Source organism: Lachnospiraceae bacterium KGMB03038 (genome assembly GCA_007361935.1).
Lineage (GTDB): Bacteria > Bacillota > Clostridia > Lachnospirales > Lachnospiraceae > Massilistercora.
The window spans coordinates 660001-677131 of record CP041667.1 but is presented as its reverse complement, the minus strand read 5'-3'; the positions used below and the strand labels follow the sequence as shown (position 1 = coordinate 677131).

The 17131-nt window shown below is 47.8% G+C and carries 14 protein-coding genes, 2 tRNA genes and 1 rRNA gene (1 of these 17 cut by a window edge); 7 read left to right on the top strand and 10 right to left on the bottom strand.

What is annotated here, in order from left to right:
- Window positions 1-3: 3 nt before the first annotated feature.
- The 3 genes from glpK to FND36_03340 all read right to left on the bottom strand — a co-directional run bounded on the left by glpK (window position 4) and on the right by FND36_03340 (window position 3052).
- Window positions 4-1503: a glycerol kinase GlpK gene (gene glpK, locus FND36_03350; protein QDW73156.1), complete on the bottom strand. Its 1500-nt coding sequence runs from the start codon at window positions 1501-1503 to the stop codon at window positions 4-6.
- 92 nt (window positions 1504-1595) lie between these two features.
- A tRNA-Arg gene (locus tag FND36_03345) sits at window positions 1596-1669 on the bottom strand.
- Between the two features lie 189 nt (window positions 1670-1858).
- Window positions 1859-3052 carry an amidohydrolase family protein gene (locus FND36_03340; GenBank protein ID QDW73155.1) on the bottom strand — a complete coding sequence of 398 codons (1194 nt, stop codon included), beginning with the start codon at window positions 3050-3052 and terminating at the stop codon, window positions 1859-1861.
- 368 nt (window positions 3053-3420) lie between these two features.
- Between FND36_03340 and FND36_03335 the strand changes: the two genes are divergently transcribed.
- The 4 genes from FND36_03335 (at window position 3421) to FND36_03320 (ending at window position 6295) form a co-directional block, all read left to right on the top strand.
- Window positions 3421-4095 (top strand): TetR/AcrR family transcriptional regulator, encoded by a 675-nt coding sequence (locus FND36_03335; protein ID QDW73154.1) that lies wholly within the window; start codon window positions 3421-3423, stop codon window positions 4093-4095.
- Between the two features lie 135 nt (window positions 4096-4230).
- Window positions 4231-5133 (top strand): pyridoxamine kinase, encoded by a 903-nt coding sequence (locus FND36_03330; GenBank protein ID QDW73153.1) that lies wholly within the window; start codon window positions 4231-4233, stop codon window positions 5131-5133.
- Window positions 5123-5650, top strand: a complete 528-nt coding sequence (locus FND36_03325) for a TIGR04002 family protein (protein QDW73152.1) — start codon at window positions 5123-5125, stop codon at window positions 5648-5650. The genes FND36_03330 and FND36_03325 overlap by 11 nt, the downstream gene beginning before the upstream one ends.
- Before the next feature lie 45 nt (window positions 5651-5695).
- Window positions 5696-6295, top strand: a complete 600-nt coding sequence (locus FND36_03320; GenBank protein QDW73151.1) for a TIGR04100 family radical SAM protein — start codon at window positions 5696-5698, stop codon at window positions 6293-6295.
- Here the strand turns inward: FND36_03320 and FND36_03315 are convergent.
- Complete coding sequence (locus tag FND36_03315) at window positions 6288-7193, bottom strand: helix-turn-helix domain-containing protein (protein ID QDW75524.1); 906 nt, start codon at window positions 7191-7193, stop codon at window positions 6288-6290. The genes FND36_03320 and FND36_03315 overlap by 8 nt on opposite strands.
- Window positions 7194-7358: 165 nt before the next feature.
- Between FND36_03315 and FND36_03310 the strand changes: the two genes are divergently transcribed.
- From FND36_03310 to FND36_03300, 3 genes are all read left to right on the top strand, one after another.
- Window positions 7359-8534, top strand: coding sequence for a galactokinase (locus FND36_03310; GenBank protein QDW73150.1), 1176 nt, complete (start codon window positions 7359-7361; stop codon window positions 8532-8534).
- Window positions 8535-8568: 34 nt separating this feature from the next.
- Entirely contained in the window at window positions 8569-10059 is a 1491-nt protein-coding gene (gene galT, locus FND36_03305) for a UDP-glucose--hexose-1-phosphate uridylyltransferase (GenBank protein ID QDW73149.1), read from the top strand.
- Window positions 10060-10251: 192 nt separating this feature from the next.
- Window positions 10252-11049, top strand: a complete 798-nt coding sequence (locus FND36_03300; GenBank protein QDW73148.1) for an SDR family oxidoreductase — start codon at window positions 10252-10254, stop codon at window positions 11047-11049.
- Between the two features lie 90 nt (window positions 11050-11139).
- Here the strand turns inward: FND36_03300 and FND36_03295 are convergent, their stop codons facing one another.
- From FND36_03295 to FND36_03270, 6 genes are all read right to left on the bottom strand, one after another.
- Complete coding sequence (locus FND36_03295) at window positions 11140-11574, bottom strand: hypothetical protein (protein ID QDW73147.1); 435 nt, start codon at window positions 11572-11574, stop codon at window positions 11140-11142.
- A 21-nt stretch (window positions 11575-11595) separates the two neighbouring features.
- Window positions 11596-12357 carry a helix-turn-helix transcriptional regulator gene (locus FND36_03290; GenBank protein ID QDW73146.1) on the bottom strand — a complete coding sequence of 254 codons (762 nt, stop codon included), beginning with the start codon at window positions 12355-12357 and terminating at the stop codon, window positions 11596-11598.
- A 76-nt stretch (window positions 12358-12433) separates the two neighbouring features.
- Entirely contained in the window at window positions 12434-13948 is a 1515-nt protein-coding gene (locus FND36_03285) for a hypothetical protein (protein ID QDW73145.1), read from the bottom strand.
- Window positions 13949-13967: 19 nt separating this feature from the next.
- Entirely contained in the window at window positions 13968-14708 is a 741-nt protein-coding gene (locus tag FND36_03280; GenBank protein ID QDW73144.1) for a metallophosphoesterase, read from the bottom strand.
- 109 nt (window positions 14709-14817) lie between these two features.
- A tRNA-Asn gene (locus tag FND36_03275) sits at window positions 14818-14890 on the bottom strand.
- A gap of 161 nt (window positions 14891-15051) precedes the next feature.
- A 23S ribosomal RNA gene (locus tag FND36_03270) occupies window positions 15052-17131 on the bottom strand; it runs 819 nt beyond the window's last position.

Here is a 17131-nt window from a genome sequence, read left to right as displayed (position 1 = left end):
ATTCTAGTCCTCTTCTTTCGCCCAGTCGAAAGCATACTTTACCGCTTTCTTCCAGCCTTTTAACATCTTCTTTCTTTTCTCTTCCGGTATCCTGGGCTCAAACACCCGGTCAATGGACCAGTTTTGGATCACATCTTCTTTATTCTTCCAATATCCAACCGCCAAGCCGGCCAGATATGCCGCCCCCATAGCCGTAGTCTCGATACAGGAAGGCCGCTCCACCGGCGCGTTGATAAGATCTGCCTGGGTCTGCATCAGGAAATTATTGGCGCTTGCGCCTCCGTCTACTTTCAGCGCGCTTAAAGAAATCCCCGAATCTGCCTCCATGGCTTTTAGAACATCATTTACCTGATAAGCAAGAGATTCCAGAGTTGCTCGAATAATGTGGTATTTATTCACCCCTCTGGTCAGGCCTACAATAGTCCCTCTCGCATACTGATCCCAGTATGGCGCGCCCAAACCTGTAAATGCAGGCACCACATAACATCCCCCGCTGTCTTCTACTTTCTGTGCCATATATTCTGAATCTTCCGAAGAATCAATCAGCCGCAGTTCATCCCGCAGCCATTGGATTGCCGCTCCCGCCACAAAGATCGAACCTTCCAGCGCGTACGTCACTTGTCCGTCTACACCCCACGCGATCGTGGTTACCAGACCGTGCTGGGAAAACACCGGCTTCTCTCCGGTATTCATCAGAAGGAAACAGCCCGTACCATACGTATTTTTCGCTTCTCCCGGCATAAAGCAAGTCTGGCCAAAGAGTGCGGACTGCTGATCTCCCGCGGCTCCTCCAATGGGAATAGGCCCGCCGAAGAAAGCGGCGTCCGCCTCCCCGTAAACGCAGCTGGAAGGCTTTACTTCCGGAAGCATCGAAGCAGGGATCTCTATAACATCCAGAATCTCCTGATCCCATTCTAAGGTATTGATATTAAACAGCATGGTCCGTGAGGCATTGGAATAATCCGTCACATGGACCCTGCCTTTTGTCAGCTTCCAGATCAGCCAGGTTTCCACCGTTCCAAAGAGAAGCTCTCCCTTCTGCGCTTTTTCTCTTGCCCCATCCACGTGTTCCAGGATCCAGCGGATCTTAGTGGCTGAGAAATAGGCATCTATGATCAGTCCCGTTTTCTGGCGGAAAGTCTCTGTCCATCCTTCTTCCTTCAGCTTGTCACAGTACTTGGCCGTTCTTCTGCACTGCCAGACGATCGCGTGATACACCGGCTCTCCAGTGGTTTTATCCCACACGACCACCGTTTCTCTTTGATTGGTGATCCCGATCGCCGCAATATCTTTCGCCTCCGCGCCGATCTTGCTCATAGCCTCTACCGCCACGCCAAGCTGACAGGACCAGATCTCGTCCGCATCATGCTCTACCCATCCAGGATGTGGAAAATATTGGGTAAATTCCTTCTGGGCCACACTGCAGATCTCTCCCTTTTCATTAAACAGGATACAGCGGTTACTGGTGGTCCCGGCATCCAGCGCCATCACATATTTTGCCATTTTATTCCCTCCTTTTTATTTATAAAATACCGGTTTCTTCTTTAAGAATCACAAAAAAGCATCCTGCTACCGCAGGATGCTTTTGAATGTAACGTGGGCGAGAGGATTCGAACCCCCGACCTTTTGGTCCGTAGCCAAACGCTCTATCCAGCTGAGCTACGCCCACATTCACCGCGAATCTTCTTCACAGCAGATTTCATTATATCCTACTTTTAATTTCTTGTCAACTGTTTGTTTTAAATCTTATCAAAATTCGTCTTAAAACTTTATTTTCTTCCGTCTCTTTAAAGTCCGAATTCAACTATAAAGGGTTTGACGTCATACGTCAAACCCTTTAAAACAGACTTTACAAATTTTACTTTCCTTTTACTAACTCGCCGCTCTTTACAACAACTTCTACGTTATCACGACATCTTGAGATATCCTCGATCGGATTTCCGTCGATTCCTACGATATCCGCTACTTTACCAGCTTTGATCGTACCGTAATCTTTATCGCAGCCAGCGATGATCGCGTTGTTGATGGTAGCCTGTTTCAGGATATCAATTTCTTTCATATCCCAGAATTCTTTTCTCAGCACGAACTCCGCGCCGTTCTTTCCATGTCTGAGAGGTGTTGCTCCCTGGTCGGTACCAAATCCAAGAAGGAGACCTGCATCGTATGCTTTGCGGATTCCTATTTTAATACGTTCCATTACCCATTTTGCTTTTGCCATCATAAAGGTGGAAGACTCCGGTACGCTGTCCACCAGTCCGTAAATAACGTTCAGTGTTGGAATGATAAAGGTATCCTCGTTCCCTTTCAGCATTTCAATTGCCTCATCGTCAAGAACGGAAGCATGCTCAATGGTGTGTACTCCCGCGATGATGGAGTTCTTGATAGCCTGTGTTCCATGACAGTGAGTCGCTACATAAGTATCTTTGAATTTTGCGGCTTCTACTACTGCTTTCAGCTCGTCAAGAGTATAAATCGGCTGTCCCGGTTCTCCGCCTGGATTCATAACGGCTCCGGTTCCCATGATCTTAATGAAATCCGCGCCTTTTTTCATCTCATTGCGGACTGCTTTTAAGATTTCTTCCGGTCCATCTGCTTCTTCATACATATCCGCAAAGAACTCATTTCCGCTCTCTGTAGGCGTAATGATCTTTCCGCAAGCAATAATGTTAGGACCTGTAATCTTTCCGTCATTGATCGCGTTCCGCAGATCTACTGCCACATTGTAGCAGCTTCCCACATCACGGATGGTGGTAAATCCGGCGTATAAGCTGTCCTGAGCAAATTTCACCGCATCCAGTGTCTGCTGTACCGGGCTTTTCGCGTTATCGATCAAAGTGTCTCCGCCAGACAGGGAAAGGTGAATATGCATGTCAAAGAATCCCGGCAGCGCATACTTTCCGCCCATATCGTACACTTCCGCGTCTTCTGGATAAGCGTCCTTTCCTTCGGTCACTTCCAGGATCCGGCCGTCTTCTACCAGGATATCTCCGGAAGTTCCCTCATAACCTTCCACCAATTCAGGGATAAATCTGCAGTTTTTTAATACCTTCATAAAAACTCCTCCTTTAATTATGTTTATTTGGACTTCTTACTAAGAAGTTCTTTTCGTTTTTCTTTCGTCATCCTCAGCCAGATAACTACCAGTACGATACCAACCACCGTTACAGCAAGCCATCCTGCGAAGATCATTTTGTAACCATCCAGACCTGGGAAAGAATCCAGCATTTTCCCGGCAAAAAGCGGGCAGAGCGCTTCCGGCAGGTATCCAATTTACGGCCGTCTCTCATTCTTATTGAAGTCTACCATAACATTTCAATTTTGTAAACATGTTTATATTATTTATTTGTTTACACTTTTTTGTTGTTTGTTTTTCACAAAATTCATGATATAATTTGTAAAAGAGACATATAAGGAGGGCCTATGGAGCAAAGCAAAAAAAACAGAGATCTGCAGAAAAAAAGGACTATTTTATATTTTATCCAGGCGGCCGAAGATATCATTGCCGAAAAGGGCGTTGATAAGCTGACCGTCCGGGAGGTGGCTGACAAAGCCGGTTATAATATTGCAACTTTGTACAATTATTTTGAAAATATAAACCATCTGGTATTATTTACTTCTATCAAATACCTAAACCAGTATGTAACTGATCTTTCTGCATATGTGGACGACTCTGCTTCTCCAGAAGAACGCTTCTATGGCTGCTGGGAATGTTTCTGCCGCCATGCCTTCACTTATCCAGAAGTATTTCATGTGATATTCTTTGGCGAATTTTCCCATGAAACGGTAGATCAGTCCCTGGAGCTATACTATGAGCTTTTCCCGGATAATCTTAAGGGCGTCACTGAAGACTTTCTGGACATTATGACCTCCTCTGATTTTATCCAGCGCAATATCAAATCTTTTCAACTGATCGACCTTCCAGACACCTCCGCGGTTCCCGCAGATCAGAAACTCTATTTTTACAGTGAGCTTACTTCCCTGATCTTTCAGAGTATGCTCTATAACGCAATGGAAAAAAAGCGCCAGGGAACTCTTTCTGTGGAAGAGGAGACAGAGGCCTTTTTCCGCTATTTGGCCAAACTGATCGAATCGTGATTCCCTGATCCTGTTTCAAATTATTCCATTTCTGTTTTTCTCACAACTGGCCTGGTCATTTTTGTCATATCTGGTCTTTTTAATCTATCCACTTTGGTGCTATGATTGCTATAAAACAAAAAGGAGATTGCTACCATGAGTAAAAAAATTGCAGTGATCAATGATCTGTCCGGGTTCGGCCGCTGTTCTCTGACGGCCGCTATCTCTGTCATCTCCGCCATGGGGGTCCAGCCATGTCCCCTTCCCACAGCGGTCCTGACCGCCCAGACAGGATATCCTGATTATTATTGCGATGATTATACAGACAAAATGGAAATATTCCGAAGTTACTGGGAAAAAATGGGGCAGAGTTTTGATGGAATTTATACAGGATTTGTCGCCAGCGAAAGACAGATTCAGCAGATTTTCCATTTTATTGATACATTTGGCTCCCCGGATAATTTTCTTCTTGTAGATCCGGTCATGGGCGACAACGGCAAGACCTATGATCTGTTTACCCCGCCTCTCCTTCGCGAAATGCGGCGGCTGGCACTGACGGCAGATATCATCACTCCAAACCTGACAGAACTTTGTCTTCTGACAGATTCTGATTACAAGGACCTGGCAGGCATACAAGAAATCCAAGCCCTTTCAGAGAGGATCACAGAACTTAGCCGTTCTCTGTGCAGTCACGGCCCCCGGCATGTGATCGTGACCGGCATCCAGTTTGTGGACTCCCAGAATGCGGAACAGATGGGGAATCTGTATGTCACAGAGACAGACAGCCAGCTTTTGGCTTTCCCCCATATCGGCGGAAGCTATTCCGGTACCGGCGATCTCTTCGCCTCCTGTCTGGCCGCAGGCGCCGCCAGAGGAAATGATCTTTGCTCTGTCATCCGAATGGCTGGAACCTTTCTGGAAATGGCCCTGGCCGACACGGTCAAAGAAAAGATTCCCCGCAATGATGGCATCAACTATGAAAAATACCTGTCTCTTCTGATCCCGGAAGAGAACCAGTTCAAAACTCTTAAGAAGGAGGCTGATTCCTATGAAAACTGATACAAAACCAACGGTGCTCATCGCTTTCACAGGACTGTTCGCCGCTATGATCACCATTATGACTGCCTGGCTGTTCCATATTCCTTATGGCGCCAACGGCGGATACATCCACTTTGGAGACGCCTTGATCTATCTGGCCGCTGTACTGCTGCCAAGGCCCTACGCTCTTGCCGCGGCGGCTCTTGGCGGAGGGCTTGCAGACCTTCTGACTTCTCCTATGTGGGCCCCCGCCACGATCATCATCAAGATGTTGATCGTCCTGCCTTTTACCAGCCGTGAGGGCCGGATCCTATCCAGGCGGAACCTGGCCGCGCCTTTTGTCAGCGCGGTGATCTCCGCCGCGGGATATTATCTGGCTGAGGGAATCTTGTTTGGCTCTTTTGTTGCTCCCTTGGTTTCTCTGGCCGGAAGCGCGGTCCAGTCCATTGGAAGCGCCGTGATCTTCCTGTTCCTTGGAGCTTCCCTGGATAAAGTACATCTCAAATCAAAAGCCCAGCGCTTCTTGTACCAGAGATAACTTTGGCAGAACAATAGATATATTTTAAGAAAGAGGTGTTATCACATGGCCGACATTCTGTACACTTATAAAGATCAAGTTTACGCAAACATCACAAACCGCTGCAACTGCCGCTGTACCTTCTGCATCCGCAGCCACGAGGACGCGATCGGAGACGCCACATCCCTTTGGCACAAACAGGATCCCACCCCCGATGAGATCAAAAAGGCCATGGATGCCTTTGACTTCCATGGCTTTAAAGAGCTGGTCTACTGCGGTTACGGGGAACCCACCTGTGCCCTTGAGACTCTGATCGATACCGCCCGTTACGCCAAAGATACCTTTGGCCTTTCCATCCGGGTCAATACCAATGGCCTTGGAAGTTTGGAACACGGACGGGATATCGTTCCTGAACTTGCCCAGGTAGCAGACTGTGTCTCCATTAGTCTGAACGCCCCGGATAAAGAAGCTTACACAAACGTTACCAGACCTAAGTTCCCGGACGCATATGACGCGATGCTGGATTTCGCTGTAAAAGCCTCCAAACAGATCCCTGACGTCCGTTTCACCATTGTAGATGTACTGCCCCAAGAAGAGATCCAGGCCTGTCAGGCTCTTGCAGCTTCCTTACACGTGCCCTTAAGGATCCGTAAATATACTACTTAAGAGGGAGACTCCGGTCTCCCTTCTGATATTCTCTGGGGGTACATTTCATATATCTGCGGAAGATCTGCCCATAGTAGGCAGGACTGGAAAATCCCACCAAACTTGCCGTACGGGTAATGCTCTCTCCCTCCCTGAGAAGAGCCAGGCTGTTTTGTATCCTCAGAAATAAAATATAATCAAAGATCGTCATTTTCATATGCTTCTTAAAGAAGCGGCAGCATTCATTTTTACAGATATTCACGTGAGCCGCGATATCATCCAGGCGGATCTCCTGGGCATAGTGTTCCTCTATATAGGAGATCATATCTTTCAATCTCTGAAGCTCTCTCCCGGAACCGCTTTCTCTCTCCGGCAGAGAGACAAAATACTTGTACAGTCTCTGCCAGATCTCCACCAGCAGCAAATGCATCTGGATCTCATAATCCTCCGGCACTTCCTTAGACAATTGGTAGATTTCCTCCATCCGCTCAAGGATCTCCCGCTGCCAGGCAGCCGTCTGCTCCAGCTTCAAGGAGGGCCACCGGTTATCTTCTGTAATAAACCTTACATATTTGGAATACAGGATACTTCCTTCCTCTCCATAAAGGAACCTTGGGTGGAAGGTCACAGACAGATATGTGCAGTCCTGTCCGTCTCTGCGGCAGCCGGAATGGAGGGCGTTGCTGTTGCCGAAAAGTCCCTCCCCTTCTTTTAAAACATACTGGCTGTCATTGACATGATACTCCACTTCTCCCGACATGACCCATGTCAGCTCCACCTCCGGATGCCAGTGCCACAGAAACATCCCCTGTTCATACTCCTGAATCTGCTCCACATCCACGCTGACTGGGAAGGCATAACTTCCATGTGCTTTGATCTCTTTTCGGTTTTTCTCTGTATCTATCTGCATTTTCTCAATATCCTCATATTTATCTTCAATATTCTTATTGTGTTTTTGTCTTTTTCTCACTATTATTATAATTACTAAATGATATCGGAGACATAGATAGTTTTGTTTCTAACATCATAAAATATGCAGAATCAGGATGCAACCCTTAAATCATTTATGACAGGAGATGGAAAAATGTTAACAAAATTAATGGAAGAATTCCAAACACTTTATGGAGCCACCGACGGCTGCCGCGCTTATTTTGCCCCCGGCCGGGTAAACCTTATTGGAGAACACACAGATTATAATGGGGGACATGTTTTCCCCTGCGCCCTCACGCTTGGCACTTACGCTGTCGTGCGCAGCCGGGAAGACCGTGCGCTTCGCTTCTATTCCGCGAACTTCCCTTCTCTTGGTGTCCTTGAGAGCAGTCTGGACGATCTGGTTCCTAGCAAAGAAGCTTCTTGGACCAATTACCCCAAGGGTGTTATGTGGGCTTTTGAAAAAAGAGGATTTCATCTGACCCACGGTCTGGACATTGCTATCTCCGGGAATATCCCGGCTGGTTCCGGCCTTTCCTCATCTGCTTCCCTGGAGGTCCTTACCGGGATCATCCTGAAAGACACCTTTGGATTTGACCAGATAACCATGCCGGAAATCGCATTGATCGGCCAGGATTCCGAGAATAATTTCAACGGCTGCAACTGCGGGATCATGGATCAGTTTGCCAGCGCAATGGGGAAGAAGGACCACGCCATTTTCCTGGATACCAGTACCCTGGAATATGAATATGCCCCTGTAAAGCTTGAAGACTCCAAGATCGTGATCACCAACAGCAAAGTAAAACACAGCCTGGTCAACTCTGCTTACAACGACCGGCGCAGGGAATGTGAGTCCGCCCTTACAGAACTTCAGAAGGTGACAGATATCCAGACACTTGGCGACCTGTCCTGCGAGGAATTCGAAACCTTCAAGTCCGCCATCAAAGATCCCATACAGCAGAAGCGGGCCAAACATGCCGTCTATGAAAACCAGCGGACGATCCAGGCAGTAAACGCCCTCCGCCAAAACGATATATCCTTATTTGGAAAACTGATGAACGACTCTCATGAGTCTTTGAAGACAGATTATGAAGTGTCCTGCCCGGAGATCGATCTTCTGGTAGATCTGGCTCAAGCCATGCCCGGCGTCATCGGTTCCCGCATTACAGGCGGGGGATTCGGCGGATGTACCGTCAGCATTGTGAAAAACGACACGGTAGATACATTTGTAAAAGAAATCGGCAGCGCCTACCGGGAAAAAACCGAACATACAGCAGAGTTCTATATTGTGGATATCGGTAAAGGCGCCCACAAGCTAGACGAAATTTAAAGGTTTCTTTCAATCATTTAGGAGGTATCTTTCAATGTTATATGAAAATATCAAAAAATTAGTAGAATATGGAATTCAAAGCGGTCTGACGCCTGAATCAGAGCGGGTCTACACCACTAACCTGCTGCTGGATCTCTTTCACGAAGATAATTATGAAGATCTACCGGTGGACACTTCCAGCCCGGATCTGGAAAATATCCTTGGCGCTCTGCTGGACGAAGCAGTCCAAAGAGGTCTCTTGGAAGACAGCATCGTATACCGGGACCTGTTTGACACCCGTCTTATGAACTGTCTCCTTCCCAGACCCAGCCAGGTACAGAAAACCTTCTGGGAAAAATATGCTGCTTCCCCTGAAGAAGCAACCGATTATTATTACAAATTCAGCCAGGACAGCGACTACATCCGCCGCTACCGGGTAAAAAAAGACTTAAAATGGACGGTGGACAGCCCCTATGGCGAGATTGATATTACCATTAACCTCTCTAAACCAGAGAAAGATCCAAAAGCCATTGCCGCTGCCAAGAACGCCAAGTCCAGCTCCTATCCAAAGTGTCAGCTCTGCATGGAAAATGAAGGTTACGCCGGACGCGTCAACCATCCGGCCAGAGAGAATCACCGCATCATCCCTATTACCATCAATAACAGCCAATGGGGATTCCAGTATTCTCCCTATGTATACTACAACGAGCACTGTATCGTATTTAATGGAGAACACATTCCTATGAAGATCGACCGGGCTGCTTTTACGAAGCTGTTCGATTTTATCAAACTGTTCCCTCACTACTTCCTGGGCTCTAACGCAGATCTGCCCATTGTGGGAGGATCCATCTTAAGCCATGACCATTTCCAGGGAGGAAATTACACCTTTGCCATGGCCAAAGCTCCTATCGAACAGGAAATTACCATCCCAGGATACGAGGATGTAAAGGCCGGCATCGTAAAATGGCCCCTCTCTGTCCTGCGCATCCGCTGCCGTGACGAGAAACGGCTGATCGATCTGGCCGACCATATCCTGCAGGTGTGGAGAGGGTATACGGATAAAGCGGCGTTTATCTTTGCCGAGACCGACGGAGAGCCTCACAATACCATTACTCCTATCGCGAGAAAACGCGGGGACGACTACGAGCTGGATCTTGCTCTTAGGAATAATATCACCACCCAGGAGCATCCTCTGGGCGTCTTCCATCCTCACGCTCAGTATCATCATATCAAAAAAGAAAACATCGGATTGATCGAAGTGATGGGACTTGCGGTTCTTCCCTCCCGGTTAAAGGAAGAACTGGAGATCCTGGCAGAATATATCCTGGAAGGGAAAGATATTCGAAGCTGTGAAAAGATCGAGAAACACGCAGACTGGGTAGACTCCTTCCTGCCTAAATATGACTCTGTCACCCCGGAAAACATTATGGACATCCTGCAAAAAGAAGTCGGGATCGTATTCACACACGTTCTGGAAGACGCAGGCGTCTACAAATGCACCCCAGAAGGACGGGAAGCGTTCCTTAGATTCGTAGCAGCGCTGTAAGATTCGGGGCGAGATCAGTTTCATACGCAGAGGTCCCTATTCTATCCAATCTCTTTGACAAATTCGGTTAAAATCCGCGGAATCAGAAATACTGATATTGTGACCGAGTTACAAACAAACTCCTGTTTCTATGCTACACTATAGAAAATGGTCTTAAAAAATAATATCCAATTCAATAAGGAGGTCTGCTATATGAGATTAGAAAACAAAGTCGCGATTGTAACTGCATCTACACGCGGTATCGGAGCCGCTATCGCCGAGACCTTTGCTAAAGAAGGCGCCCGCGTCTATCTGGCCGCAAGGAATGAAGAGCGGGCGGCCGCTTTTGCCAATCGCCTGAAAGAAAATGGCGGTCAGGCTTTCTTTGTATACAACGATGCCTCCAAGCAGGAAACCTACCGTTCTATGATCGAGGAAGTCATCCAAAAGGAAGGCCGCATCGATATTTTAGTCAACAATTACGGAGGATCAAATCCTCAGAAAGATCTGGATATCCAGCATACGGATTATCAAGAATTCATCCAGACCCTGGACAAAAATATCGGAAGTGTCTTTCTCGCTTCCCAAGCCGCCATTCCCCACATGGCAGAAAACGGCGGAGGCAGCATTGTCAATATTTCTTCTATTGGCGGGGCTGTTCCTGATATTTCTCAGATCGCTTACGGTACCAGTAAGGCCGCGATCAATTATCTCACCAAACTGATCGCGACTCAGGCTGCCCGAAGCAATATCCGCTGCAACGCGGTACTTCCCGGCATGACCGCTACCGATGCGGTTATGCAGAATCTGACCCAGGATTTCCAGGATTTCTTCCTGAAGCATACCCCCATCAAACGAATGGCTTCTCCGGAAGATATCGCCAACGCGGTCCTCTATTTTGCCAGCGATGAATCCGGCTATACCACCGGACAGATCATGGAAGTCTCAGGAGGGTTTGGAATGCCCACCCCGATCTTTGGCGATATGATCGAGATGAAAAGCCGCAGGTAACCCATTTTAGATAAAATAAAAAACTCTCTCCGATTTTATGAAAAACAAGGCGTGCGCTTCGAAACAGCGCACGCCTTGTTTTTCATAGCGTCAAAAATATCCATTCAATTCTTCTGCTGTATCTTCTGGAATTTCAAATGTCATATGGATACTCCCCATTTCAAGACTGATATAAGGAACATCATATACAGTAAGCTTGCAGATATCATACAGCTTCCCATCTGTTTCCGTCTCCCCAAGCTCGACCGTCTTCTCTTGAGAAAAACAAAAACTTCCTGTTTCTTCTGCCTTTTCCGGAGCCTTAGCCAGTTCCCATTTTTCAATCTTTAATTCTTCCACAAATTTCTCCAGTTCTTTTTTCTCATCAAGCACTGCGGCAACATTCGCCGTGTTGGCAGAAATTACCGTAATTTCCTGGGCCTTCTCTAATTCCTGGCCATAGTCTGAGATCTCTTTGCTTTCCTTTTCCTGACATCCGCACAATATTCCCAAAACCAGTACCAGCGCCATAATAATTTTCTTCATAATTCCCTTAAATTCCTCTTTCTATACATATTCTTCATTCCTCAGCAGCAGCCGGTACGCTCTTACAATTCCCGACATATATATACAGAGGAATATTCCGATTCCTGCCAGGATCATCCCCATCTCCAAAGCCAGATCGTCCAGGGAACTATATTCCACTGGAACCACCAACGGCAGGAACAAAATCCCGACAGCGATCAAGGCAATGCCTGCCAGATTTCCCAGGTACGTTTTCTTCTTCTGATCCGCATAGCTGGCAGATAACATGGATTTTGTCTTTTTATCAAATAAAAGCGGTTCTCTCCACAGCTTTCTATAAGGATTATCCTTCAGCCGGACTGAAAGCAGCAGCATGATACCAACAATAAGCAGCAGCATAAATCCAAGGATCCCCAAGTCAGAATCTAAAAAGGAGAAGGCCAATCCTGCCGCCATAATTCCCGCGCCGCCTCCAATTCTTTTCATTCGCATTCTTTGATAGGCCAGGAACCCTTCCGCCATCTCCTGGCTTACATAGATTCCCTTTTCTTCATTTATAGGGTCTGTCTTTTCCTCATCCTCTTCATTTAACAGATAATCCAGCGTCACATGGAAAATCTTACTCATGCGTATGATCTTCTCTGTTTCCGGATATCCGTTATCTCGCTCCCATTTGCTGATGGCCTGGCGGGAAACTCCTAACTGATAAGACAGCTCTTCCTGGGATAGTCCAGCCTCTTTTCTTAGCTTTTGAATCTTCTCCCCAAAGGTCATATCTTTTGTTCCTCCTTTCACCACCAGCATATACTTTCCACTGAAAATAAACAACCAAAATGCGGTTGCAACTGCGCAACTACAGGTTGCAGCCGCCAAAATCCTTTTATGATCCGGTCATTTCTCTTCTTCCCATATACTTCCAGGTATTTCCTTGGTCATCGGAGATAAAGACCAGCCGTTCTCCCTGACCGGAAGAATCCTTTGCCGCCGTTATGCAAAGCCCCTCCTGTGTTTCTTCCGGCAGAAACAGATACCGATATGCTTCCTGGCTGTCTGCCGTGTCCGTCACTTGATCCCACGGCAGAAGGACCTGTCCAAAGGTCTTTCCGGCATCTCTGGTAACATAGATCTCTGCCGTCTCCCCAGACGCGTTCCCCAAAGAAATATATCCGTACTGTTCGTCGAAAAATTCTATTCCGCGGGTCACCCCGATCTGATCTCCAAAGGGAGCTGTATTCCACTCCTGCCAGTTGTCCCCTCCATCCTCTGTCATATCCATCACGTAATATCTGCTCCCCGCGGCGGCATCCTGCACCCTCAGGCGCCATCCCTTTGTCTCGCTCAGATAGAAATACCAGCTTTCGTCCGCCCGGTCCATATAACAGGAGCCGATTTCCTTCAGTTCTTCCTGTGCCTCTTCTTTTTCAGCCGCTTCTTCTTCCGTTGTATCCGCCAAACGCCACCCATTGGCCAGCCAGATCTCTGCCAGCATATCTTCCCCTTTATATGCCTGCAGATCGATCAAGTATGCTTCTGGGCGCCATTCCCAGTTATCCGTCACTACCTCGCCATTCGCGTTAAACACATACGTCTTGGTCGGATCTGTAATGGCCGTATAGCCAGAGTATTGGATCGTAAAGGTCAAGTCGTCTCCAATATTATCCACGCCTCCGGTCAATGCCTGAAGATTCACCGCATCCAGTACCTCGATCATCGGATTCAAACGTTTGCTGGGATAGTAGTCGCAACTTCCAGTATTGTCCAGCCACACCGTCATTTTCTCTTCTCTTTCCCGATTATAATCCAGCAGATACGTATGCTCTTCTTCTTTTTCGTCTTTTCCGTAGAAAAAGCAGTAAAACTCCTGGATTTCCCCTTCCTTGTCAAAGGTCAGCGTAAATGGATTGATAATATAGAGTTCTTCTGGAAGAGCGACCTTCTTCCCTAAATCCTCAAATATCCCGGATACCCCGGATTCATAGATATTATCATGCTCCAGCCTGATCTTACAGCTGTTCTTCCATTCCTGTAATTTCCAGGACAATTTCCCATTATAAGGGATGGCCGACTCCGCAATTTTGGCCCCATAATACCCTGTGATCGTCAGAAGCGCCACTAGTTCCGCTGACAGCAGCAAGATCATCCCACGCTTCACAAAAGAAGTCTGAGCCTTTTTCTTTGCTCCTTCCTGTCTCTTCTTTCTCCGATAGAAATAAAGCAGCGTCCACAAAATGATCCATAGGATACCCACCCCTCCGCAGCCGAGGATCCAGGGAACCTGCCGCCTCACTCCCCCATACTGGCACAGCAGATAAAGGGATCTACATCCCCAAGCATAGGCTAAAAGGAAAACCGGGTTAAACAGTATGAGCCAATAGGTAAGTTTTCTACTTTGCATCACAAAGCCTCCTTTCATCTCAGGGCAAGATACGTATCGGGCGGAAATTCAGATAATCGCCAGAGACTAAAAAATAATCAATGCCATGGAATGACCCCCGGATACTGTCGCCAAAGCGCCTCTCTCCATGACAATGAGAATATACCACAGCCGCGGCCTGGTATTCCTCTGCTATATCCGTAAAAGGCGATGTCTCTTCAAGGATATTGGTGGGTGGATAATGTAAAAACATAACAAACTTTCGATATCCTGCTTTTTGAGCCATACAAAAGGATTGCCGGAGACGTTCCATTTCTCTGGAAACCAACTTCCTGGCATGTACTTCTTTTTCTTCATCCCAGCCGACCACTTTCCCCCACCGATCCAGATAAAATGGTCCTTCAAATGTATAGCCTTTCGTTCCCACTAATGCATAGTCTTGATATTCCGCAAAATTATTCTGTAAGAAAAATAGCTTCTCTTTGTATTCCTCATTTAATCGTTCCGTTTTTTTTACATCCCAAAACATATCATGATTTCCGCGAAGCAGAATCTTCCGGCCGGGAAGTCTCTCAATAAAAGCCAGATCTTCCTCACACTCTGAAAGCTTTCTTCCCCAGGAATGATCTCCTGTAAGCACAAGCGTATCCTCTGGCTTTACAATGCGGTTAACATATTTTTCAATCTTGCGCTCATGCCGCTTCCATACTCCTCCAAATACATCCATGGATTTATCTGCCTGGAAGCTAAGATGTAAATCTCCCAACGCATAGAGTGCCATATTGGATCATCTCCCTTACTCTCTAATGGAATTATATATGGAAAAAGGTATTATGAAAAGAAGAATTACAAAAAACCTCATGTCGTAAAACTGACATGAGGTCTTCCAGCTCCCCCTGTTGGACTCGAACCAACGACAACTCGGTTAACAGCCGAGTGCTCTACCGACTGAGCTAAGGAGGATCATCCTATTTTATTTTTCCCCGGATAAACGAAAACACTCCCTGCTCTCACAGGTCGTGTCTCACATACCCTGAAAACTGCATACAAGAAATCATCCGTACCTTCCGCCTCCGCTTGAAAGCTCTTTCATTGGCTGTAACATCCAGCCCGCTCTCTTTGCTCTTGGTCATGCCCTCGACCGATTAGTAGCGGTCAGCTCCATACATTACTGCACTTCCACCTCCGCCCTATCTACCTCGTCGTCTTCAAGGGGTCTTACTATCTTCCGATAGGGAGATCTCATCTTGAGGGGGGCTTCACGCTTAGATGCCTTCAGCGTTTATCCCCTCCCGGCTTGGCTATCCTGCTATGCGCTTGGCAGCCCAACAGGTTCACCAGCGGCCAGTCCATCCCGGTCCTCTCGTACTAAGGACAGCTCCTCTCAAATCTCCTGCGCCCACGCCGGATAGGGACCGAACTGTCTCACGACGTTCTGAACCCAGCTCGCGTACCGCTTTAATGGGCGAACAGCCCAACCCTTGGGACCTACTTCAGCCCCAGGATGCGATGAGCCGACATCGAGGTGCCAAACCACTCCGTCGATGTGAACTCTTGGGAGTGATAAGCCTGTTATCCCCAGGGTAGCTTTTATCCGTTGAGCGATGGCATTCCCACTTAATACCACCGGATCACTAAGTCCTACTTTCGTACCTGCTCCACCCGTCGGTGTCACAGTCAAGCTCCCTTCTGCCTTTACACTCTTCGAATGGTTTCCAACCATTCTGAGGGAACCTTTGAGCGCCTCCGATACCCTTTCGGAGGCGACCGCCCCAGTCAAACTCCCCGCCTGACATTGTCCCCCGGCCGGATCACGGCCGCTGGTTAGAAATCCAATACTGCAAGGGTGGTATCCCAACAGCGACTCCACCACAACTGGCGTCATGGCTTCCAGCGTCTCCCACCTATCCTGTACATGCAATACCGAATCCCAGTATCAAGCTGGAGTAAAGCTCCATGGGGTCTTTCCGTCCTGGCGCGGGTAACCAGCATCTTCACTGGTATTTCAATTTCACCGGGTGCATTGTTGAGACAGCGCCCAAATCATTACGCCTTTCGTGCGGGTCGGAACTTACCCGACAAGGAATTTCGCTACCTTAGGACCGTTATAGTTACGGCCGCCGTTTACTGGGGCTTAAGTTCAAAGCTTCGCTTGCGCTAACCTCTCCCCTTAACCTTCCAGCACCGGGCAGGCGTCAGCCCGTATACTTCACCTTTCGGTTTCGCACAGACCTGTGTTTTTGCTAAACAGTTGCTTGGGCCAATTCTCTGCGGCCTGGTCTCCCAGGCACTCCTTCTCCCGAAGTTACGGAGTCATTTTGCCGAGTTCCTTAACAATGCTTCTCCCGTCGGCCTTAGGATTCTCTCCTCATCTACCTGTGTCGGTTTACGGTACGGGCACAATGAAAACAATAGCGGCTTTTCTTGACGCATGGCTCACATGCTTCCCTACTCTTGTTCGGTCCGCGTCACGTCTTCGGATCGCCTGACGGATTTGCCTATCAGACTCCTACCCCGCTTGCGCCGGGTTCTCCATCCCCGGCTCATGCTCTCCACACGTGTCCCCACAGTTCTGTCTCATTGTGGTACAGGAATCTCAACCTGTTGTCCATCGGCTACGCCTCTCGGCCTCGCCTTAGGTCCCGACTTACCCAGAGCAGATCAGCTTTACTCTGGAAACCTTGGATATTCGGCCGGAAGGATTCCCACCTTCCTCTCGCTACTCATTCCGGCATTCTCTCTTCTTAAAAGTCCACAGCTCCTTCCGGTACTGCTTCTTCCCTTTAACAATGCTCCTCTACCGATCAGCTCTCAGCTGATCCCCAGGCTTCGGCAGTGTGTTTCAGCCCCGGACATTTTCGGCGCAGGACCTCTCGACTAGTGAGCTATTACGCACTCTTTGAATGTATGGCTGCTTCTGAGCCAACATCCTAGTTGTCTTCGAAATCCCACATCCTTTTCCACTTAACACACATTTTGGGGCCTTAGCCGCGGGTCTGGGCTCTTTCCCTCTCGACTGTCCAACTTATCTCGTACAGTCTGACTCCCATGGATCATCTTACTGGCATTCGGAGTTTGATATTCTTCGGTAAGCTTTGACGCCCCCTAGGAAATTCAGTGCTCTACCTCCAAAAGACTCCCATGAGGCTAGCCCTAAAGCTATTTCGAGGAGAACCAGCTATCTCCGGGTTCGATTGGAATTTC

Bases quoted from the DNA above. Each gene is read 5' to 3' on its own strand.
- glpK (QDW73156.1), bottom strand. From the start codon at position 1,503: ATGGCAAAATATGTGATGGCGCTGGATGCCGGGACCACCAGTAACCGC.
- FND36_03340 (QDW73155.1), bottom strand. From the start codon at position 3,052: ATGAAGGTATTAAAAAACTGCAGATTTATCCCTGAATTGGTGGAAGGT.
- FND36_03335 (QDW73154.1), top strand. From the start codon at position 3,421: ATGGAGCAAAGCAAAAAAAACAGAGATCTGCAGAAAAAAAGGACTATT.
- FND36_03330 (QDW73153.1), top strand. From the start codon at position 4,231: ATGAGTAAAAAAATTGCAGTGATCAATGATCTGTCCGGGTTCGGCCGC.
- FND36_03325 (QDW73152.1), top strand. From the start codon at position 5,123: ATGAAAACTGATACAAAACCAACGGTGCTCATCGCTTTCACAGGACTG.
- FND36_03320 (QDW73151.1), top strand. From the start codon at position 5,696: ATGGCCGACATTCTGTACACTTATAAAGATCAAGTTTACGCAAACATC.
- FND36_03310 (QDW73150.1), top strand. From the start codon at position 7,359: ATGTTAACAAAATTAATGGAAGAATTCCAAACACTTTATGGAGCCACC.
- galT (QDW73149.1), top strand. From the start codon at position 8,569: ATGTTATATGAAAATATCAAAAAATTAGTAGAATATGGAATTCAAAGC.
- FND36_03300 (QDW73148.1), top strand. From the start codon at position 10,252: ATGAGATTAGAAAACAAAGTCGCGATTGTAACTGCATCTACACGCGGT.
- FND36_03295 (QDW73147.1), bottom strand. From the start codon at position 11,574: ATGAAGAAAATTATTATGGCGCTGGTACTGGTTTTGGGAATATTGTGC.
- FND36_03290 (QDW73146.1), bottom strand. From the start codon at position 12,357: ATGCTGGTGGTGAAAGGAGGAACAAAAGATATGACCTTTGGGGAGAAG.
- FND36_03285 (QDW73145.1), bottom strand. From the start codon at position 13,948: ATGCAAAGTAGAAAACTTACCTATTGGCTCATACTGTTTAACCCGGTT.
- FND36_03280 (QDW73144.1), bottom strand. From the start codon at position 14,708: ATGGCACTCTATGCGTTGGGAGATTTACATCTTAGCTTCCAGGCAGAT.